We start from the raw sequence: 20,891 nt of genomic DNA on the forward strand, positions 1-20,891 counted from the left end.
GTAAAATACACCTCCTTTAATTGCTAGACTGGCGCTACTCTAACTTAGGGCAGCGCCACTTTAATAGAGACTAGAATCGCTGGAGTAAGAGGTTATAGGTCATGACAGACTGAACGCCAGACGGACTATAGGCACCGACTACGGGAGCCGCATACCGGGAAAGGGCACTGGCAACCAACGCAATATGGCGATCGGCAACGGCTAATCCATGCGTAGGATCGTAGCCGCGCCAGCCCGCCCCCGGCAGGTAAACCTCTGCCCAGGCATGGAGATGACGATCGGTAGTATCTATATCTCCTTCTTGATAACCACTGACAAATCGCGCCGGAATCCCCACAGCCCGACAAACCTCCATAAACAGTACGGTATAGTCCCGGCAGGAACCTTGCTTCTGAGTCCAGGTGATGCTGGGTGGATGGGGATGCCCATTATCCCGCACTTCCTGAGTACAGGATGTATAGATTAACTGGTTCAGTTCGCTCAAAAAGCGGATAGTATTGCCATCCACCTGATACAGAATCTCCTGGGCAAGTTGCTGCGCGATCGGATCTAATCCGCTCCCCGTGTAAGCCAGTTGTGAGCCCATTAGGTAAGGCTGTAACTGTCCTAATAGTGACGCTGGATAATCGATCGGTAATTGGGCTGCCCAGGGTTCGATTAAATAGATAAACGGATTCTCTTGATAGGTTTCCACCTGCAATAGGGTTTGGATCGTCAGGGAGGTGGTCGGTTCACGATCGAACCAGACTTTGATCAACGGATTGCCATCTAGATCGACGATCGCTGACTCCTGCTTGGGGATGGGGGAAACTTGCAGGGAGAACTGCTTTAAAGCTTGTGTGTGGTCACTCCGGGGACGTAGCCGGATGATATGGGGTTGCAGGGTAACGGGTTGGTCGTAGGCGTAATGAGTTGTATGACTAATCTGATACAGCACAACGGGGATCTATTGTCCTAACTTAAGGGTTCCAAGGCAAAGAAAGTTTCAAAGATTTTTTCCCCCACATCATTCATCCGAGATTGCAAGTTATCCAAGAATTCATGCAGCCCAGTTTGGACAATATCGTCGATCGTCAGGTAATCCAGATCCGTTCGCAGTCGCCCTAAAACTCGTTCGATTGGAGTCCGCCAGGTGCCCACCGGAGTATCCGTAATGTGGTGCAGGGATTGCTCAGCCCGAGTGATGCAGGAACGAACCGATCGGGGAAATTCTTGATCCAGAATGAGAAATTCTGCAATTTCGGTTGGCTCAATCCGGTGTAGCCCCCGTTTACGATACATCTCGTAAGCACTGGCAGACTTAAGCAGTGCCATCCATTGTAGTTGGTCTAACGTGCCGCCAATGTCTTTGACTGATGGCAGCAGAATAAAGTATTTCACATCCAGAATCCGCGCCGTTTTATCCGCCCGTTCAATCAACCGCCCAATTTGACCAAAGTGCCAGCCTTCATTGTGGGTCATGGTGGCATCCATCAATCCAGCGAACAAATGGCTGGCTTGCTTCACGTCATCAAAAAATTTGACGACTGTCCCCAAGTCACTCAACGATTGCGATTCCGCCGCTTCCGTCACCATCAGGTAAAAGGAATTCACCTGCTGCCACATTTCCGAGGAGATAATTTCCCGTACCGATCGGGCATTTTCCCGCGCTGCCCGGAGGCAAGACAGGATCGAGTTGGGGTAATCCTTATCAAAGGTAAGAAATTGCACCACGTTTTCGGCACTGGCATCACCGTAGCGTTTCTGAAACAACGGTAAATCACCACTGGTCAGAATTAGCGGCTCCCACTGTTGCGCCGTCCCGGCGGGAGAATCTAATAACAGGTTAATATTCACTTCCACGAAGCGGGCAACATTTTCCGCCCGTTCAACATAGCGATTGAGCCAGTAGATGGAATCAGCAACGCGACTGAGCATAAAGCAGATGGGGAGGATGAGGGGATAGGGAAGTAGGAGGGGTTATTTGCAGACGACCCAGGTATCTTTACTACCGCCGCCCTGGGAGGAGTTGACGACTAAAGAACCTCGTTTGAGGGCAACGCGAGTTAAGCCACCGGGATTGACATAGATCTGTTTGCCGTAAAGGATATAGGGACGCAGATCGACATGGCAGCCTTCAAAGTGGTCATTTAATAGCGTCGGTACACGGGAAAGGCAGAGCGTCGGTTGAGCAATATATTTACGGGGATGGGCTTTAATTTTGTCGGCAAATTCGTCGCGCTGCTCCTGGGTGGCATGGGGTCCAACTAACATGCCATACCCCCCGGATTCATCGGCAGCTTTGACGACTAATTTATCCAGGTTTGCCAGCACATGATTTTGCTGTTGCGGCTCCCAACATAAATAGGTTGGCACATTACAGAGAATTGGGTCTTCATTCAGGTAATAGCGGATAATTTGGGGCACGTAGGCATAAATCACTTTATCGTCTGCCACCCCGGTTCCTAGAGCATTCGCGATCGCCAAACGTCCCGCCTGATACACCTCCATCAGCCCAGGGATTCCCAAGAGCGATTCAGGGCGAAACGCCAACGGATCGATAAATTCATCATCAATCCGACGATAAATCACATCAACTCGCTTTAATCCCTTAGTGGTTCGCATTTGCAAGTAGCCATCTGCCACCACTAAATCCCGCCCTTCGACTAGCTCCACCCCCATTTGTTGCGCCAGGAAGGAATGCTCAAAGTAGGCAGAGTTGTAGATGCCTGGTGTGAGGACAACCACCGTGGGATCGGGCAAATGCGGCGGGGCAAGATTTAAGAGCGTTTCGAGTAGGTAACTAGGATATTCCTCGACGGGCTGAATCTGGAGATTGTTAAATACCAGGGGAAACGTCGTTTTCATTACCCGGCGATTTTCCAAGACATAGGATACCCCTGAAGGACAGCGGAGGTTGTCCTCCAGAACGTACCAGCGCCCGTCCCGATCGCGCACCAAATCCGTTCCAGTAATGTGGCACCAGATGCCTTCGGGTGGTTTTAAGCCGACACATTGCTTAAGGAAGCCTGACGCGGAATGAATCAATTCCGCTGGAATTACACTATCCTTGAGGATTTTCTGCTCCCCATAGATATCAGCTAAGAACTGGTTGAGCGCATAAATTCGTTGCTTCAGACCCGCTTCCAATATCTGCCAGTCCGCCATTGAGACAACGCGGGGAATGATATCGAACGGCATGATCCGCTCGGTGCCCTGACCATCGCCATAGACATTGAAAGTAACGCCCAATTTAAACAGGGCAATTTCAGCCGCCTGTTGACGACGCTGAATTTCTGGCAGTGGCAACGAATTAATGCGATCGATCAAAGGAATCGCTTCTGGACGAGGTTGCCCCTTTGTCTCAAATAGTTCGTCATAGAAGTCCCCTGGATCGTAATCGTTGAATTGCACAGTGATTCAGCCCAAACGAGGTGTTCTGGAATTGGCGTTGCTGAATGCAAAGATGATTTGCCCCCCTAGCCCCCCAATTCTGGGGGGAACCCATCCTTCAAAGTCCTCCAGCATTGGGGGATTTAGGGGGCTGTGTAGGGATCTAAATGCCTAGAATTCATATCTGTATTCAGCAACGCCCTGGAAGTTTACAAAATTGGCAGCGATCGCTCCCGGTCGATCGCACTAGGATCTTACCAACAGCAACTCCACTCAATGAATAGAGGGCGAGGGAGGCTAAGAACTGTCGCCTGTGATACTAATTGCCCTATTCCCGCGATCGATTCAACGCATCCAGCGCAATGGGAACCTCCAGAATTAACCTGTTTTGGCGGATATTAAATTTTTCCATAAAAATTCTATCTTCCTCGCCGCAGAAAACTTGACACGTTTCCCTATCTAACTGTTAAGATAGGTGAGGCAAACGCGATGGGGTGTCGCCAAGTGGTAAGGCAGCGGGTTTTGGTCCCGCCATTCCTAGGTTCGAATCCTAGCACCCCAGTTAAATCACCAGACGTTAGCTATTCCTGAATGGTAATAGGCTTTGTTGCTGTGGGAATTCTCAGGTGATTTATGCCAGCACGATGGGGTGTCGCCAAGTGGTAAGGCAGCGGGTTTTGGTCCCGCCATTCCTAGGTTCGAATCCTAGCACCCCAGTTCAGTGGCTTCAGGGTTTCAGGTCAACTACTCCCAGGTGGCGACGGGCTTGAGGACGGCGGGAATCTCCTGGTCGGGTGCAAACTCTAATTGAGTTTCACGAATCCCTAAGTAACCGGATTCCATGAATGACAGCAGCATCCGTTGCAGTGCCAACCAGACATCAGCGTCGTATTCCCAATCGCGCGATCGATACGCTTGCGCCGCGATCGACCGGAGTGCCCAGAAATAGCTGTTCCGCACCACTGAACCAGTTTTTTTGTAGGGGGGGACATCGTCCTGGTGAAGGAACAGGATTTGCTGCTCAATTCTGGCTCGCATGACGTTAATCGATCAGTAAAAATGCACTATTTAGCCTAGCGCGATCGTTAGCAGAAAAGACATCTGCCTCCAGATCATCCCCATAACCGCCGTCCCGGTTGACCGTTCAGCCGGTCGTGGGCATCTCGCAGCAAGGTTGGAATGTCTAGGGATTCTGGGCAGCGCGGCAGACAATCGCCACAGTCAGTACAGCGATTGGCTTTATTGCCAGGAAACCAATGTCCGGCATTCTCAAACATCCGATAACGATATTGCCCAAATGAGGTCATCTCATAGGTGATCGCTAGATTCCTTAGTCGCAATACCTCGGGAATCTGAATCGATTCTGGACAGGGCAGACAGTCATAGCACTGACTACAGCGATCGGTTGCCAGCATTTGTTGGAAATGGGTTTGCAGGCGATCGAAAATAGCCACTTCATCAGAGGATAATGGTTCGGTGCGATCGGCTATTGCTAAAGGACGTTCGAGTTCGGCAGGAGTTGCTGCCCCCACACTCAGCGTCGTAATCCGAGGGTCGCTGAGTAACCAGCGGGCATTCAGGTCTAGGGGGGATACAGGATGGCAGAGCGTCTCCAGAGTCGCGGAGGGAGTATAGAGCATACCGCCTTTATCCGCCGGGGAAATAATAAATACGCCCATATCCTTTTCGTGAGCTAGAGCCACGGCTGGGGCATGACGCTGGAAGAAGTAATAGTAGTGCAGGTTAATAAATTCAAATTGTTCAGTGGCGATCGTGGCCAGAATTAGCTCTAAAAAACCGTGGGTCGAAAAACCGACATGGCGGACTCGTCCATCCGCGATCGCTCGGCGGACTGCCGCCATACAACCTTGTTCAGACCTAATCCAATCGAGATGTTCCCAGGTATTAATCCCATGAATCGCAAGGGCATCAACATAATCCAGTCCGAGTCGGGTCAAGGATTCGTCAATGGCACAATCCATCTGGCTGGCATCTGCCATCGGCGGCAGTTTTGTCGTGATGTAGAGGTGCGATCGCGGTTGGGGTAATCCAGCTTGGAGTGCCGCTCCCAAATACAATTCACTGTTACCGTACCCGCGTGCTGTCTCTAGATGATTAATTCCGCGCTCGATCGCCGCTACTACCGTCTCATAGGCAACTTCTGCCGACATGAGACAGCGCATGGTTCCCAGGGAGAACACAGACAGGGGAAGATTCGTTTTGCCAAACCGTCGATATTGCATAGGATAGCCGTCTTCAGTCGATCGTAAGGCGACTGATTACGACTGGGCTTCTCCGCTACTAAAGCGACCCCGTTGACTAAAATCCTCTGGACTCAGGTTAGAAATGAAATCCCGGAAGGCTTTGCGTTCAGCTTCATCCGCATCCCGATCGACGGGAATGGACGCATCGGCAATCACTTCTTCCATCACCCAGATGGGGCTATTCGTCCGCAATGCCAGAGCGATCGCATCGCTGGGGCGGGCATCTATTTCGCGTTTGGTTTCCCCCTGCGCCACAATCAACGAGGCATAAAACGTATTATCTTGCAAAGAATGAATTACTACTCGTTCTAAAGTCAGGTTCCATGACTCCAGCATGTTGACGAGCAGATCATGGGTCAGGGGACGAGGAGGAGCCTGATTTTCGATCGCGTTGATAATCGCCTTTGCCTGGTCTTGCCCAATATAAATTGGCAATGCTCGTCGGTCGGTGAAATCTCTCAGGAGCACGATCGGACTGCGCGTGACGGCATCCAATGCAATTCCAGCGACTTTCATTTCAATCATCGTCTTAGCCTCTAGAATACCTTGCAGCGGGAACCATTAAACTTAGGACAACTGGATCAGGCGAATCATTATAATACATGTGTACTTCCTGGTCTGGGTCATCCCCAACTCCTGCCTCTAGTTAAGTACCTGATTCCAGGGTCAGGATCAACGGATCAGGGCGATCGAGGCTAACTCCCCAAGAACCCTAGCCGGAACCCAGATGAGCCAGAACATATTTCAGAGTGGGGTTGAGTCCTAGTATGCCCTGATTTATGCCCTGATCCTAAATGATCATTCTGCAAATTTGACAATGTAAAGTAGACTTCGATAACTTCACGAAACCATGTTTACTGGGTTAATTCAGGGATTAGGAACTTTACAATCCCTTGGTACTGATCAACTTAAAATCACCTGTACACCCGAAAGTGCCAAATGGGTCATGCCCGATCTGGCGATCGGAGACAGTGTTGCCGTCGATGGCGTGTGTTTAACGGTAGTGCAGATTTTAGCGCAGGGATTCGTGGCGGTGGCATCCCCCGAAACCCGCGATCGCTCCACGTTGGGACAGAGCGACAACGCCTGGGTGAATCTGGAGACTTCGCTCCGGGTGGGTAGCAAATTAGGAGGTCATTTTGTCACTGGACATGTGGATGGCATCGGCTATCTCCAGGCTAGCGTACAAACCGCCACCTCATGGGAAATGACCTTTACTACTTCACCTCGGGTCGCCCGCTATGTGATTTCTAAGGGCAGTATTGCCGTGAATGGGGTCAGCCTAACGGTGGCAGACTGCGACCCTGAAGGCACCTGGTTTATGGTGGCAGTCATTCCCCATACCTACTCCGAAACCAACCTGAAACACTTACATCCCGGTAGTCCAGTCAACCTGGAAGGCGACATTTTAGGCAAGTATGTCGAGAAATTCCTGCGAGTGGGACAGGTTGAGGACGATCGCTCCTATCCCACAGATACCCCATTAACCAACACCTTTCTGGCAGAGCATGGTTACTTATAACCTCTGCTCCCCATCTGCCTCATCTCCCTCACCGACCCCATTTCTGCCTTAGCTCTTCGGCTTACTCTGGCTCGACTGGGTTTGGGCAACCTGCATGGCTTTGACCAGTTGCGCCATCGCATACTCCAACTGAGCGCCCGCATCCAGTGCCACCCAACCATCGGCAGTCAGTTGGCGGAATTCAAAGTGCAGGTGTGGGCCGGTAGAGTTGCCCGTACTCCCCACCCGTCCGATCACCTCACCTTGTTTCACCATCTCCCCTGGCTTGACGAAGATTTCCGACAGGTGAGCATACAGAGTTTGCTGAGTCCCTTTGTTGTGTTCCAGCGCCACGGTTAACCCGTAGCCCCCCAGGAAGTCCGCGATCGCTACTTGTCCAGCATAGGCGGCTAACACCGGCGTTCCCATCGGGGCTGCCAGATCCGTTCCCGTATGTAACCGCTGATCACCGCTAATGGGATGCACCCGCCACCCGAAGGCTGAGGAAATCGCGGCTGGAATGGCGAGCGGAAACACCAGCCGGACATTGCCATTGCCCAACTGCGCTGGAGGACGTAGGGTACGCCGATAGTAGTCACGGGCTGAAGCCGTTGTTGTGCCGCCACCGACACCTAATCCCGATGAACTCGCACTGACCGTCGCCACCGAAACCGGAGATAGACTGCCCCCAAGTTGACGACTTTCAGCCCCGCCAGACCATTGACTGGTAGTAGCCGCACTCACTGGTGGTGGACAGATGCCACTCACGGCTTGTCCCGTAGAGATGGTCATCTGACATCCCGTAGAGCGCTCACTAAACACGATCGCACTGGGAGCAGAGTAATCAGCCGTCTGTTCCGGCATCGTGGGAGCTGGAAGATTGATGATGGCTGAAGGGGCAGCACTAGGCACCACCGTACTCGGAACTGGACTAGCCGGTATATCGGCATAATCTGGAATGCTTTCCGGCGCGATCGCAGGTTCCGGAGCCCACGATTCAGGGGCGGCTGGAGCCGGGATGTAGTCTGGGGCAGGAGCCACATCGATCGGGGAGGTAGCCGGAGGGTCAGCAATGGTCAACTCATGGGTGGGACTTTGTGCCAGTACCATGCCACTGCCCAATAGACTAAGACCACCGAGCCAGCCCATTCCCTGAATTACAAGACGACGCTGGAAGGGCAAGGTTTGAACAATGCGAGCGATCGCGTTTCCGGTCATGGGAGATTCCTGAATCGTGGACAAGTTACTCTGACTGGCTTAAGTCGTGAATACAGATGAAAAAGTTCCAGTCAAAAGCAGGAGTATTCTATCAGTAGTGAACTATAGCGGGTAGCCCAGACTGATTGTACTCGGCTTAAGTAGAACTTCTAAATTAGACGCTATGTGAGGAGATGTAGAGTTGGCTGTGGCAGTCGCCGGAAGCTGAACTCGTAACTCACCCGTCGCTGTGACCCCCACAATCTTACCGGACTGTCCGTTCATGACGATCGGGCGATCGCGGTGTGCCAGTAACTCAAAATATTCCGGCAGGATGGCATCAATCCCTTGCTGTTGCCAACGTTCATACCCCGATAACACCCCGTAGGCAGTCAGCGCTGCCAGCAGTTCTAAGGATTCAATCAATGGAATAGGGGAATTAGCTAACACCGATTGCAGATTAATGCCGGTTTCTGGAACTGGGTTCGTCCAATTAATCCCGACTCCGACCACCGCTTTGGTAATCCGTCCCTGCTGGAGCCGAGTTTCTGTGAGAATGCCCCCCAGTTTGCGCCCCTGTAGAACCAGATCATTCAACCATTTCAGCCCGATCGCGATCGCGTCTGTCGTGCCACTCAGTTTGGCAGGTAGTGCTCGTAAGGTCGCCGCAATGCCCCAGGCAGTACAGAGGGTTAATTGAGCCGCTTGGGGGGCAGGAACATCCGGCGACAGAATCATCGAAAGATAGAGTCCGCCGGGAGCCGATGTCCACTGTCGTCCCCATTGTCCGCGTCCTGCCGTTTGTTCTAACGCGATCACCGTGGTCGCGATCGCTGCCCCTTGCTCCAACAATTCCCATGCCATTTGATTGGTTGAGGGCAGGGTAGAAAACACGTAAAGTGTGGGTTGAGCGACTAACGGCTGACCAGCACAGGCCTGCACAATCTGATAGGCTGCCTGAAACCGTTCCTGATTAAATCCAGTCATAAAAGGTGGAGTAGCACACGACGATCAGCCGCACCCGGCAACGCTAACATTCAATGGTATGCCGAAAAGTCCTCAATTGCCTCGCCCCAAACCATTTCAGGCCGTCAGGACAGAGCAGAGCTATCTTCTACCCCAGGCGATCGACCTCCATTTAGCGACCGAGTACAGTAAACCCTTACTTTCCAATCACTCATGCATACCTGGCATTGGCAGACCTGGAACGACCTTCCCTATCTCACCTGTAGCCTACTCCAACCCTGGCAGCATGGCTTTTTCACCCAACAGTTTGCTCCACGACCGCCGGAAGAACTGACCAAAGTTCTCCACCCATTGGCGCAACCCTATCGGGTCAAACAGGTACATGGCAACACGGTGCTGACTCCGTCTGAAATCACTGAACAGCCACCTGCCGAGAGCGATCGTCCGGCGGCTGATGGCTTGGTTACAGAACAAACCGATCAAGCGGTTTGGGTTTGTACCGCCGACTGTACGCCAGTATTAATCGCGGACACTGCTACCGGACAGGTTGCTGCCGTTCATGCGGGCTGGCGAGGGACGGCTCAAAAAATCGTGCCGCAGGCGATCGGGCGACTCCAGGATCAGGGTAGTCAATTAAGTAACCTGCGGATTGCGTTAGGGCCGGCGATCGCAGGGGATGTGTATCAAGTCTCAGAAGAGGTTGCCGTGGAGGTGGGTGCATCTGTCGCCCCGGTCAATCCTGACAACATAGCTGCATCCCTGGAATTGCTCCGTCAGTTACCTGAGCCACCAGTGTTAGACGACCCAGAGCCAGGACGAGTTCGGTTAGATGTGCGCCGCGTCAATGTATTGCAACTGGAACAACTAGGCATTACCCCCGAGCAAATTGCGATCGCGCCTCACTGCACGTATCAGGATGCCAGCTATTTCTTCTCCTATCGCCGTAGCCGGGAGAAAAAAGCCCAATGGTCAGGCATTGTCAGTTTTTAAGCCAGCCATTTTTGCCTGGTAAAGTAAAAGCTTAAACAAATAAATTTCTGGTGTCGAAATAGACATTGCATTACGCGATCAATCCAGGCAAATTCATTGGATAGTGCCGCGATCGCTGACTCAGAAAAAAAGCTGGTGGAGTATGACTATGGCTCCACCAACTTTTCAGCATTTGCTGATTGGACTCACAAAAACCAGGAGACAATCTACTTGACTACTCTAAACACTCATCTATTTCAATTTGGGAATGATTCGCTACTACCAATCGGCGGTTTTCTCATCCTTGTTCGGTTCGCCATCAAAGGGTTGGACACCAATATTGGGGTAAGCATCATCATTAGGTGCGAAGATCCGAGTTACGGCTTCGGAAACGTATTGAATGGCGTTTTCAATGAATTTGGGAATACTCATATGCTCACCTCAAATAGCGAGTGGTTTGACTTAATTCTGCCCGCCTAACCTAACAGTTAGAACCGACTTCTAAAAACTCTAGAGCTTCCTAATCCAATTATGCCGAAACCATCGAGTTTTTATTAGGTTTGACTTAATTGTTTAGATTCAAATTTGCACTGAGTGACGATTCTTCATCCAGCGTTACTGTTTGCCACTAATCTGGGCGATCGTGGGCACTTTGTTACAACGATCACGTCACAGAATTGGCTAATTTACGCAACAATCGCAGCTAATTCTTCATAGTTCTCCACAATTAGCCAGGAGGTGATTGAGCCCAGGCAAGTTCTACCGCCAAATGATAAGCACAGCTAATGATTTTATTGAAAACTACCATAATTTTCTAGAGCTGAATTCCAGGCAAGGCTGTTTTGCACACAATATCCCTGCTGAACAGTTAGATCCAAGCTCGTAAAATACAATAATTTAATATTACACGCTTTGTATTTTTGGTTTTTTTGACTATAATTAAGGTGTTATAGCTTACCAGGGGTCACGGTATGAGTATCCCAACAAACCTGAATCAGGCGGTGACAGAACTATCCCGTTCGCCAGCATTAGCACAACGATGCCGTGAATCTGGAGTTATGGGTGACACGATCGCACCCTCGATCGCCCTCACCGAAGATCAGGAGCTAACTCTGCAACCCACAGACTACAGCCTACTGACTGATCTCTATCAACTGACAATGGTTGCCTGTTATGCCGGAGAACATTTGGCACAACAGCCAGCCAGCTTTGAAGTTTTTGCGCGGCGACTGCCCCAGGATTATGGCTATCTGGTGGCAATGGGCTTGGCGCAAGTGTTAGATTACCTGGAAAACCTTCAGTTTAGTTCTGCCCAAATCGAGGCGCTGCAAGGAACTGGAATTTTTGCCAATGCGCCAGAATCATTTTGGCAACTACTAGCCACCACCCGTTTCACTGGAGATGTCTGGGCAGTCCCAGAAGGCACAGCCATTTTTGCCAATGAACCGTTACTACGGGTGGAAGCTCCCCTCTGGCAAGCCCAACTGCTGGAAACCTATTTACTCAATACTCTGAACTATCAAACCTTGATCGCGACCCGATCTGCCCGCTTGCGAGATGTGGCAGGGGTAAACGCCACCCTGTTGGAATTTGGCACTCGTCGCGCCTTTAGCCCCCAAGCTTCCCTATGGGCAGCGAGAGCCTCATTAGCGGCTGGATTCAATGCCACCTCAAACGTGTTAGCGGCTCTCCGGCTAAATCAGCAGCCCGTGGGAACGATGGCGCACTCGCTAGTCATGGCACTTGCCGCCACTGAAGGGAGTGAAGCCCAAGCCTTTACGGCATTTCACCGCTATTTTCCGGCTGCCCCTCTCCTGATTGATACCTACGACACGATCGCGGCGGCTGACCACCTCGCTGCTAAACTCCAGGCTGGGGAACTCACGTTAAGCGGAGTGCGAATTGATTCGGGCGATCTGGTGACGCTATCGCAACAGGTGCGACAACGGTTGCCGGGAGTCGCTATTTTTGCCAGTGGCGATCTGGATGAGTATCGCATTGCCGAACTAAAAGCGGCCGGAGCTTGCATTGATGGCTATGGGATTGGCACTCAGTTGGTGACTGGGACTCCAGTGAATGGCGTGTATAAACTGGTGGAAATTGATGGCATCCCGGTGATGAAGGAATCTGAGGGTAAAAGCACCTACCCCGGACGGAAACAAATTTTCCGCCAGATTCAAAATGGGCAGGTCACAGGCGATCGCCTGGGTCTGATGTCAGAGATGGGACAATGCTCGGCTACCGAACAGCCCCTTTTACAGTTAGTCATGCAGCAAGGTCAGCGACTCCAGCCTGCCGAATCGCTGGCGACGATCGCCCAACGGACAGCCCATTCGATCGCCAGCTTGCCCCCGGAAATCCGCCAATTGCAGCAACCGACTTCAATCCCGATCGAGCTTTCGACTGACTTACAAACCTTAATTCAACAAACAAAGCGGCGATAACCCGTGAAGTGATCAGCAATCAACCGTGAGCGCAGCCAGACAATGATGAATCACCGACCCCATGTGGCTTTATTTGGTACAAGTGCTGACCCACCGACAACGGGACATGAAGTGATCCTCAACTGGTTGTCGCGCCATTATGATTGGGTGGCAGTTTGGGCAGCGGATAACCCATTCAAAGCCCAACAAACCTCCCTGAAGCACCGGATGACGATGCTGCAATTGTTAGTCGAGGATCTGCATCCGCCCCGGCAAAATGTGCATGTGTATCCTCAACTCAGTCATCCCCGCACATTACATACGGTGGAAACGGCACGTCGCTTGTGGTCGAATGCGGTCTTTACCCTGGTAATTGGGTCGGATCTGCTTCAGCAGTTGCCCCAGTGGTATCAGGTGGAAACATTACTGCAACAAGTCAAACTTTTGGTTGTGCCACGTCCAGGCTATCCTTTGAGTGAGTTGGCATTAAGGACATTGCGGCAGCAAGGAGCTAACCTGACGATCGCGGATCTTCAGGCTCCCGATACATCGTCAACCGCCTATCGCCAACATGGAGATACTAGGGGAATCGCACCTCCGATCGAACATTACATTCACCAACAACAGTTGTACGCATGGCAGGACGATCCCAGAGAAAAACAGCCGATCCGGTAACTTCGCCGCCGCTCGCCGACTTCAAGGTTGGGGTGGATAACGTGATTTTTTCCGTAGACACGGCACAGAATCGCTTGCTGGTGCTGTTAGTCATGCGGCAAGAAGATCCCTTTCTGGGACACTGGAGCTTTCCAGGCACACTGGTACAGCAGGGGGAATCGCTAGAAGATGCCGCCTATCGCATCCTGTCGGAAAAGATCCGCGTTCGCAATCTCTATCTGGAGCAGTTGTATACCTTTGGCGGCCCCGATCGCGACCCACGGGAATCGGCTGATAGTTACGGGGTGCGGTACCTATCGGTCAGCTACTTTGCCTTAGTGCGATTTGCCGAAGCCGAACTGATTGCCGATGGCGTGAGTGGCATTGCCTGGTATCCCGTGGATCAAGTGCCTCAGTTGGCGTTTGACCACAATCGGATTTTGGAATATGGGCATCGCCGCCTCCGCAACAAACTGGAATACAGCCCGGTCGCGTTTGAAGTTCTACCTGAGTTATTTACCCTGAGTGATCTATACCAGCTTTACACCACGGTATTAGGAGACGGATTTTCAGATTATTCTAATTTTCGCTCCCGCTTACTGAAACTGGGGTTTCTGGAAGACACCGGGATTAAAGTATCCCGTGGTGCCGGACGACCTGCCAGCTTGTATCGCTTTGATGCCGAAGCCTTCGCTCCCTTCAAAGACAAACCCCTGGTATTTATTTAGTTACTGACGTAGAAGACTCATGAAAATTGCGATCGCTCAATTGAACCCGACCATTGGTGACTTAGCTGGCAACGCTCAACAAATTTTAGCCGCCGCCCAAGCCGCCGCAGACCAGGGCGCACGACTGTTGCTGACTCCAGAATTATCGCTCTGTGGCTATCCGCCCCGCGATTTGCTGATGCGTCCCGGGTTTATTCGCGCTATGGCAACCACATTGGCTCAGTTAGCCAAAGATTTGCCGCCCCAATTAGCCACCTTAGTAGGAACAGTCGTTGATCATCCCCAAGCCGCCTTAGCAGGGGGTAAGCCGCTATTTAATAGTTCGGCGTTACTGTTAAACGGTCAGGTACAACAGATTTTCCATAAGCGGCTATTGCCGACCTACGATGTGTTCGATGAGGATCGCTACTTCGAGTCGGGTCAGGAGCCGAATCGTCTGCAACTAGATGGCATCAATATTGGGGTAACGATCTGCGAAGACCTGTGGAACGATGAGGAATTTTGGGGCAAACGCAGCTATGCCGTTAATCCGATTTCCGACCTGGCTCAGTTAGGGGTCGATTTCACCGTGAACCTGTCTGCCTCGCCGTTTACTGTGAATAAACAACGGCTACGGGAAGCGATGCTGCGGCATGAAGCCATTCGCTACACCCAACCTGTGATCTATGCCAATCAGGTTGGTAGTAATGACGATCTGATTTTTGATGGTTGCAGTGTGGCATTTAACCGTCAGGGAGAACTGATCTGTCGGGCACAGGCATTTCAACCCGATTTAGTGTTTGTGGAATTCGATCGCACCACTCACGATTTAGTTGCCTGCCCACCGAACCCAATCTCTGCATTACCAACCAATGAAGATGCCGAAATCTGGACAGCCCTGGTTTTAGGAGTGCAGGACTATGCCCGGAAATGTGGCTTTTCCAAAGCGGTGATCGGCTTAAGTGGCGGGATTGATTCTGCCTTAGTTGCTGCGATCGCGGCGGCTGCCCTCGGTCGAGAAAATGTCTTAGGCGTATTAATGCCTTCTCCGTATAGTTCCGATCACTCCGTCAACGATGCGCTGCAATTAGCCGAAAATCTCGGGATCCAGACCCAAACCCTGGCGATCGGGGAACTGATGCAGGGCTATGACCACACGTTAGAAGCGATGTTTGCCGGAACCGAATTTGGCATTGCCGAGGAAAATATTCAATCCCGGATTCGTGGCAATTTACTGATGGCGATCGCCAATAAGTTTGGCTACCTCCTGCTCTCAACCGGCAACAAATCCGAAATGGCAGTCGGCTACTGCACCCTCTATGGCGATATGAACGGTGGCTTAGCGGTGATTGCCGATGTCCCCAAAACTCGTGTGTATTCGATTTGCCACTGGCTCAATGCTCAGGTGAATCAAGCTGATCACGTCGCTCAACTTCCGCCTCTAGCCGGAACAGAAGTCATCCCGAGCAATGTGATTACTAAACCACCCAGCGCCGAACTAAAGCCGGGACAGGTGGATCAGGATTCCCTACCCCCCTATGAAGTGCTGGATGACATTCTGGTGCGCCTACTCCAGAACCACCAAACGCCAGATCAAATCGTAGAGGCTGGACATGATCCGGCGATCGTTAATAAGGTGGTGCGCTTAGTGGTACGGGCAGAGTTTAAGCGGCGGCAGGCTCCCCCAGTCCTCAAAGTCACCGATCGCGCCTTTGGGGTCGGTTGGCGGATGCCGATCGCCCATCAGTGGCTTCCGAAAACCAGTCAACCATCGGTTTCTGTCCCTGTCGGCTAAAGCTGCTAATCTAGCCAAAGCACTGACGAACCGCCCCCCAACCCCCAATTCTGGGGGAGCCGTTCGCATAGCGTGTGCATAGCACATACGATTCAAAGTCCCCCAGAATTAGGGGATTGAGGGGGCTAAAAGGATGCCAACGAAGTCAGACTCGATTTATGTGACACCGTAGATGCCCTTTTGGGGAACCCAACGCTGCCAGGTTTCCCAGAACAATATGAATATTCCAAATAGCATGATTCTGGAATCAGGTATATCCTGGCGAATAGGAGTTCCGGATCGGATCGTCATTGTCATCGCTGCATGATTGCTCAGCTTCAATTAAACTTGAAGCGGTCAATCTGGCATGGATTGATGTTAGGAATTGCCTCTTGACGTGGAGGCGGCGATCGCGATCTGTTTAAATTTTTTTTCCGAATTCAGACGCATTTTGCGGAAATGAGAGTACCGTGGAAGCGGCTTCAAGAAAGCTAAGCATGAGATTAACAATTTTTTTGGGAATGCTAAGAGATAGACGCTGACCAAATATTCATTTACTCATCGGCAGGTTGGCAGACTAGGGGAAACCATTCATGGGACAGATGGATCATCAACCGGGAAATCGGCAAGGGGATAATCGGACGGTTGAGCAAATCTTGCAAGCCGTAACTCAGGATTTACGAGGGCTACATCAAGGATTAGTCACTCAACTCTCGCAGGAGGTCACACGCCTTCAGGGAGAAAAGTCCCGCCTGCTGGCAGATATTGAAAAACTCCAGACCTATCATCAGGGGTTACAAACCCGACAGGCTGAAGCCCTTTCACAACAGCAACTGGCGCAACAACAACTCTGGGCAAAACAGTTAGCGGTGGCTCTAGCCAATCATTTGCAAGCCTTAATGGTTCAGCAAATCCGCCAGATGCCAGCCCATCAGCCACCCACTATGGCTGGGAGTGTCAATCCTAGTCTGCCCGGGTCAGCCAATGGCTACAGCGATAATGCCCATCGGTTACTGGCTTCTCTAGATTCCACCTTTAACGCCACCTTTAAAACGCTTCAGCAAGAACTGAATAGCTACCACAGTTCTCTGTCCCAACAGTTGAACCGTATGCACAGCATGGAGCAACAGGGAGAAGCGATTCTGGAAGCCCTGGTAACTCGGCTGCGAGAACAGATTCAGCTAGAAGCGGCGCGATCGTCGGCTCCGGTACTCCAACCCACGGCAAATCATGCCACGATCGCCCATGAGAACGGTCATGCCACTCCGGTGATGGACGGGGAAGCGATCGGTTCACCTCGGCATCATACTTCCCATCCTCCCGTCGCTAAACCAACTCCTTTAGCCGTACCCGGATCGCCCTTACCACTACCCAAGAAGAAAGAAACGTCTAACTTTCAGTTGGGATTAATGTTGGTCTTGCTGTCTACCGTGGCGTTATCGATTCACAATGTCGTTGTGCAAATTATTGGCAACGGCAAATTTGATCCCGTCACTAAAGCGTTTGCCCTCCAGCCTGCGCGGGTACTTAACGCCTTCGATGTCGGTGGTTTTCTGCAACTGAACGTAGGCAATTCGTTATTAATTTTGTGGCTCCGGATGTTAGTGGTCTTACCATTAATGATTCCGGTTGCCATGTTTCTATATCCCCCGTTATGGCGAGATATTAAAAAGTTTCTCACCTCCCGCGATCGCCGCCCAATCATCAATGTCGTTGGTAGCGGGTTCTTTCTCTTTCTGTCCCAAATCCTGATTTATATCGCCATTGGGGATGTGGGGCCGGGACCCGCCGTGACAATTCTGTTTATGTACCCCATCATCACCGTCCCGTTAGCCTGGGCATTATTCGGCGATCGACCCACATCGTTACGCTGGATTGTCATGGTTGTGATTTCCTGCGGGGTCGTGCTCACCGCCTTACCGAGGATCGATCCCAGCAAATTAACCTCGGCTGGAGGGGTGCTGATTGCCGTTGCCTCTGGGGTTGCCTTCGCCTTCTATCTCATCTTCATGCAACTGGGCTTTAAGAAACTGCATCCCGTTCCCGTCAGCCTGGTACAGTTCTCAACTATCTTTCTCCTGTCCTCAATCACTTTGTTAACAGTCGGGCCCAGTTTAGGGGCAAAGGTAGCGCAACCGATCGGCTTTCTGACTGGGGGAGTGGTGTTAGGAGTATTAACTCTGATTGGCTATCTCGCGAATAATTTTGGAGTGCGGTTCATGGGCGCTGCCCGAGCTTCGATTATTGCCTCCAGTGGTCCGGTGATGACCGCGTTACTGGCATTTTGGATTATTAGAAGTCCCCTCCAACCGGTGCAATGGCTCGGGATTGCATTAGTCACGTTAGGAGTCAGTGCCTTAAGTTTTGAACGGATGGTAACGCCCGCTCAAGCTCCAAAACCAGTCCCCGCTGAGGCTCGCCGTTGACCCGGAAACCCCTAACCACCCTGGAATTCCACCGCTATCAGAGGCAACCTGGTAGCGGCTATTTTTTGCCATGCCCCCACGATTGCCTACCCCACCCAAGCAACCGCCGCCAACGCAATTTTTTGTTGCAAAACCTAACTTTAACTATTACTTGAAGAGAGAATAGCAATACAACGATTCAGCCATATAAAAGCGGCTGGTGCTATTGCCTTTCGTTTCGCCCATCCAGCGCTGAGATACCCCAGGTTGAATCTTGAGGAACCAGAGTCATCTCAGGAGAAGCACTGTATGCCTGTCATTCCGTCCGCCGGTTCGGGCATTTCAACGTTTACTCAGCTACTTCAGGCAGCGAAAGCCCATCATTGTTCCGACCTGCATATCCGTATCGGTCGCGTCCCTTACTGGCGAATTAATGGCACACTGCAAGCGATCGCCTTGCCCGAAACCGATATTGCGACCTTCTGGCAATGGGCTGACGAGGTATTCAGTATCGAGGCAATTCAACAGCTTCAGGCAGGAACAGCAGTCAGTACCGTCGTGGAATATCACTTTGCCAAAGTTGCTGTCCAAGGTTATTTAACCCTGGATGGTGCGGCTCTAAGCGTCCGGTTTTTGTTGCGAGATCTATTCACGATCGATCAACTCGGAATTCCTACAGCCATAAAACAACTCTGTCAGCAGCCGCAAGGCTTAATCATTGTCACTGGAACCAGTGGTAGCGGCACAACCACCACATTGGCAGCCTTAGTGAACTACATCAATCAGATTTTGCCCCGGCATATTGTGACGATCGACGAAACAGCAGGGTATGTCTATCCCAAACATCAAGCCTTGATTGATCAATGGCTGATTGGCACCCATGTGACCAGTACCACCCAAGGGATTCACCGAGCCATGCAGACAGATAGTGATGTGATTGTGCTCAGTCAATTGCGCGATCGCTCCACTGTCGATCTGGCATTACAAGCCGCCCGATCCGGGAATTTAGTTTTAGCCTGCATGGCCGCTGACCGGGCGATCGTCGCCTTGCAGGAATTATTCAGCTTCTATAGCAGTCTGGAACAAGACTTTATCCGCTTGCGACTTGCCCAGACGCTACACGCTATCCTGGCTCAACATCTTGTGCCTACTTTGAATGGACAATACAAACGCGCCGCTATTTTTGATTTTCTATTCACTACGGATCTGGTGCGCCAAGCCCTCCGGCAAGGAGAGTTAGATAACCTATCCTCGCTTCTCCAAAGACCAAGCAGTGGCTTGCGATCGATGCTTAACGATCTCAACCGCCTGTTGACCGAAGAACGCATTACCGCTAAGACCTTTGCCGATGTCTCGCAACAACTGGCGCTGGAGGCGACCTGAGCCAGGGTAAACAGTGACCCAAGGAAAACCAGATTCAACAAACTTAAATCTAGAGAACGGAGAGAGAGGGATTCGAACCCTCGTTACCCTTACGAGTAAACAGCATTTCCAGTGCTGCGCCTTCAACCACTCGGCCATCTCTCCAGGAGACTAGCGCTTCAACTTGCGCCACCGAATGATTATATTAGCAGAAGCTTGTCCCATTCTGGTAACAAATCCCGTAAATTTAATTCATGACTGATCTTTATACCGTCCGTATCCACGATCGCCGCACCGACACCTTCCATACGGTGCAAGTTCCACCCGATCGCTATATCCTGCATACCGCCGAGCATCATGGAGCCGAGCTACCGTTCTCCTGCCGCAATGGAGCCTGTACTGCCTGCGCGGTGCGGGTACTGTCTGGGCAGCTACGCCAACCCGAAGCCATGGGACTGTCTCCAGATTTGCAGAAACGCGGTTATGCCCTGCTGTGCGTCAGCTATGCCTGCTCTGACCTGGAAGTAGAAACTCAAGATGAAGATGAGGTGTACGAACTGCAATTTGGGCAATACTTCGGCAAAGGTAAGGTCAGACGTGGACTACCTCTAGACGAGGATTAAACCGGAACCATGCACCATGTACCATGCCGATCGAGCCATTGGCAGCAAGTGATCGGGCGATCGTTCATTGGTTTTCTAGTTACTTTGCTGGTGCTGTTGATTCACCCACCTGCGATCGCCGCCACGAACCTGACCCTCCCCGTCTGGCAGGTTATTAGTGGGCGCGAACTGGAAGTTGGGGGCATTTCCGGCTACCCGGAGATTACCGAGCGGGTGCGGTTGGTCGGTATTGATACGCCCGAAGTTGACCAGGCTCCCTGGGGAGAAATGGCAAAGCAACATCTGGAACAGTGGGTGGGCAACCGCCCGATCGTGCTAGAGTCTGATGCGGCATCCAGAGATGACCAGGGCAGACGACTTGCCTATGTCTGGAGTAACGGCAAATTGCTGAACGAACAACTGGTCGCCGAGGGCTATGCACTGGCAGTGCCCCAACCTCCGAACAGCAAGTATGATCAGCGACTTGCCCATGCCCAGGAACAGGCTCGTCTACTCGGACTGGGCATCTGGAATCCAAAGCATCCGATGCGGTTGAGTCCGGCAGAATTTCGTCAACGATCAGGAAGATAAGGAAGGGGGGAAAGATGAAGAGGATGAGGAAGACAGAAAAGATCTCCTCCTAACTTCTCATCTGCCCTACCTCCCCACTCCCCACCTGTCTCTTATACACATCT

At 51.6% G+C, this 20,891-nt stretch carries 19 protein-coding genes and 3 tRNA genes; 12 read left to right on the top strand and 10 right to left on the bottom strand.

Features of this window, described 5'->3' with window-relative positions:
* Positions 1-70: 70 nt before the first annotated feature.
* Genes ACN4EK_RS17860 through ACN4EK_RS17870 form a run of 3 tightly spaced genes read right to left on the bottom strand, consistent with a single transcriptional unit; the run spans position 71 to position 3,393 of the window.
* Entirely contained in the window at positions 71-937 is an 867-nt protein-coding gene (locus tag ACN4EK_RS17860; RefSeq protein ID WP_431659435.1) for a transglutaminase family protein, read from the bottom strand.
* Positions 938-954: 17 nt separating this feature from the next.
* Complete coding sequence (locus ACN4EK_RS17865) at positions 955-1,917, bottom strand: alpha-E domain-containing protein (protein WP_431659436.1); 963 nt, start codon at positions 1,915-1,917, stop codon at positions 955-957.
* 42 nt (positions 1,918-1,959) lie between these two features.
* On the bottom strand, positions 1,960-3,393 hold the full coding sequence (locus ACN4EK_RS17870) for a circularly permuted type 2 ATP-grasp protein (protein WP_431659437.1): 1,434 nt from the start codon (positions 3,391-3,393) through the stop codon (positions 1,960-1,962).
* Between the two features lie 469 nt (positions 3,394-3,862).
* Between ACN4EK_RS17870 and ACN4EK_RS17875 the strand changes: the two genes are divergently transcribed.
* A tRNA-Gln gene (locus tag ACN4EK_RS17875) sits at positions 3,863-3,934 on the top strand.
* An 83-nt stretch (positions 3,935-4,017) separates the two neighbouring features.
* A tRNA-Gln gene (locus tag ACN4EK_RS17880) sits at positions 4,018-4,089 on the top strand.
* A 27-nt stretch (positions 4,090-4,116) separates the two neighbouring features.
* On the opposite strand, the gene ACN4EK_RS17885 is transcribed toward ACN4EK_RS17880, so the two are convergent.
* From ACN4EK_RS17885 to ACN4EK_RS17895, 3 genes are all read right to left on the bottom strand, one after another.
* Positions 4,117-4,410: a hypothetical protein gene (locus ACN4EK_RS17885; protein ID WP_431659439.1), complete on the bottom strand. Its 294-nt coding sequence runs from the start codon at positions 4,408-4,410 to the stop codon at positions 4,117-4,119.
* A 74-nt stretch (positions 4,411-4,484) separates the two neighbouring features.
* The gene (locus tag ACN4EK_RS17890) at positions 4,485-5,615 is read right to left on the bottom strand and encodes an aldo/keto reductase (protein ID WP_431659441.1); all 1,131 of its coding nucleotides are present in this window, start codon (positions 5,613-5,615) and stop codon (positions 4,485-4,487) included.
* A gap of 36 nt (positions 5,616-5,651) precedes the next feature.
* Entirely contained in the window at positions 5,652-6,161 is a 510-nt protein-coding gene (locus ACN4EK_RS17895; RefSeq protein ID WP_431659443.1) for a bifunctional nuclease family protein, read from the bottom strand.
* Between the two features lie 325 nt (positions 6,162-6,486).
* Here ACN4EK_RS17895 and ACN4EK_RS17900 point away from each other — a divergent pair, with 325 nt between their 5' ends.
* Positions 6,487-7,158, top strand: a complete 672-nt coding sequence (locus tag ACN4EK_RS17900; protein WP_431659444.1) for a riboflavin synthase — start codon at positions 6,487-6,489, stop codon at positions 7,156-7,158.
* 48 nt (positions 7,159-7,206) lie between these two features.
* On the opposite strand, the gene ACN4EK_RS17905 is transcribed toward ACN4EK_RS17900, so the two are convergent.
* Together ACN4EK_RS17905 and ACN4EK_RS17910 are read right to left on the bottom strand one after the other, a co-directional pair.
* Positions 7,207-8,355: a M23 family metallopeptidase gene (locus ACN4EK_RS17905; RefSeq protein ID WP_431659445.1), complete on the bottom strand. Its 1,149-nt coding sequence runs from the start codon at positions 8,353-8,355 to the stop codon at positions 7,207-7,209.
* Between the two features lie 102 nt (positions 8,356-8,457).
* Positions 8,458-9,321 carry a biotin--[acetyl-CoA-carboxylase] ligase gene (locus ACN4EK_RS17910; RefSeq protein WP_431659446.1) on the bottom strand — a complete coding sequence of 288 codons (864 nt, stop codon included), beginning with the start codon at positions 9,319-9,321 and terminating at the stop codon, positions 8,458-8,460.
* 192 nt (positions 9,322-9,513) lie between these two features.
* On the opposite strand from ACN4EK_RS17910, the gene pgeF reads away from it, so the two are divergent.
* Positions 9,514-10,290, top strand: a complete 777-nt coding sequence (pgeF, locus tag ACN4EK_RS17915; RefSeq protein ID WP_431659447.1) for a peptidoglycan editing factor PgeF — start codon at positions 9,514-9,516, stop codon at positions 10,288-10,290.
* Between the two features lie 258 nt (positions 10,291-10,548).
* On the opposite strand, the gene ACN4EK_RS17920 is transcribed toward pgeF, so the two are convergent.
* Positions 10,549-10,701: a hypothetical protein gene (locus tag ACN4EK_RS17920; RefSeq protein ID WP_431659448.1), complete on the bottom strand. Its 153-nt coding sequence runs from the start codon at positions 10,699-10,701 to the stop codon at positions 10,549-10,551.
* A gap of 539 nt (positions 10,702-11,240) precedes the next feature.
* Between ACN4EK_RS17920 and ACN4EK_RS17925 the strand changes: the two genes are divergently transcribed.
* The 6 genes from ACN4EK_RS17925 to ACN4EK_RS17950 all read left to right on the top strand — a co-directional run bounded on the left by ACN4EK_RS17925 (position 11,241) and on the right by ACN4EK_RS17950 (position 19,615).
* A complete protein-coding gene (locus ACN4EK_RS17925; protein WP_431659449.1) occupies positions 11,241-12,713 on the top strand; it encodes a nicotinate phosphoribosyltransferase in 1,473 nt (490 codons plus the stop codon).
* A 42-nt stretch (positions 12,714-12,755) separates the two neighbouring features.
* Positions 12,756-13,367: a nicotinate-nucleotide adenylyltransferase gene (locus ACN4EK_RS17930; RefSeq protein ID WP_431659450.1), complete on the top strand. Its 612-nt coding sequence runs from the start codon at positions 12,756-12,758 to the stop codon at positions 13,365-13,367.
* On the top strand, positions 13,328-14,074 hold the full coding sequence (locus ACN4EK_RS17935; RefSeq protein ID WP_431659452.1) for an NUDIX hydrolase: 747 nt from the start codon (positions 13,328-13,330) through the stop codon (positions 14,072-14,074). The genes ACN4EK_RS17930 and ACN4EK_RS17935 overlap by 40 nt, the downstream gene beginning before the upstream one ends.
* Before the next feature lie 19 nt (positions 14,075-14,093).
* The gene (locus ACN4EK_RS17940; RefSeq protein WP_431659453.1) at positions 14,094-15,848 is read left to right on the top strand and encodes an NAD+ synthase; all 1,755 of its coding nucleotides are present in this window, start codon (positions 14,094-14,096) and stop codon (positions 15,846-15,848) included.
* 572 nt (positions 15,849-16,420) lie between these two features.
* A complete protein-coding gene (locus ACN4EK_RS17945) occupies positions 16,421-18,253 on the top strand; it encodes a DMT family transporter (RefSeq protein WP_431659454.1) in 1,833 nt (610 codons plus the stop codon).
* A 288-nt stretch (positions 18,254-18,541) separates the two neighbouring features.
* A complete protein-coding gene (locus tag ACN4EK_RS17950) occupies positions 18,542-19,615 on the top strand; it encodes an ATPase, T2SS/T4P/T4SS family (protein WP_431659456.1) in 1,074 nt (357 codons plus the stop codon).
* Between the two features lie 57 nt (positions 19,616-19,672).
* Here ACN4EK_RS17950 and ACN4EK_RS17955 read toward each other — a convergent pair.
* Positions 19,673-19,759 (bottom strand) — tRNA-Ser (locus tag ACN4EK_RS17955).
* 89 nt (positions 19,760-19,848) lie between these two features.
* On the opposite strand from ACN4EK_RS17955, the gene ACN4EK_RS17960 reads away from it, so the two are divergent.
* Together ACN4EK_RS17960 and ACN4EK_RS17965 are read left to right on the top strand one after the other, a co-directional pair.
* On the top strand, positions 19,849-20,217 hold the full coding sequence (locus ACN4EK_RS17960; RefSeq protein ID WP_431659457.1) for a 2Fe-2S iron-sulfur cluster-binding protein: 369 nt from the start codon (positions 19,849-19,851) through the stop codon (positions 20,215-20,217).
* Positions 20,218-20,226: 9 nt separating this feature from the next.
* Positions 20,227-20,787, top strand: a complete 561-nt coding sequence (locus ACN4EK_RS17965) for a thermonuclease family protein (RefSeq protein ID WP_431659458.1) — start codon at positions 20,227-20,229, stop codon at positions 20,785-20,787.
* Positions 20,788-20,891 lie beyond the last annotated feature (104 nt).

Origin of the sequence: Pantanalinema rosaneae CENA516 (assembly GCF_050753385.1) — a bacterium.
GTDB lineage: Bacteria > Cyanobacteriota > Cyanobacteriia > Leptolyngbyales > Leptolyngbyaceae > Pantanalinema > Pantanalinema rosaneae.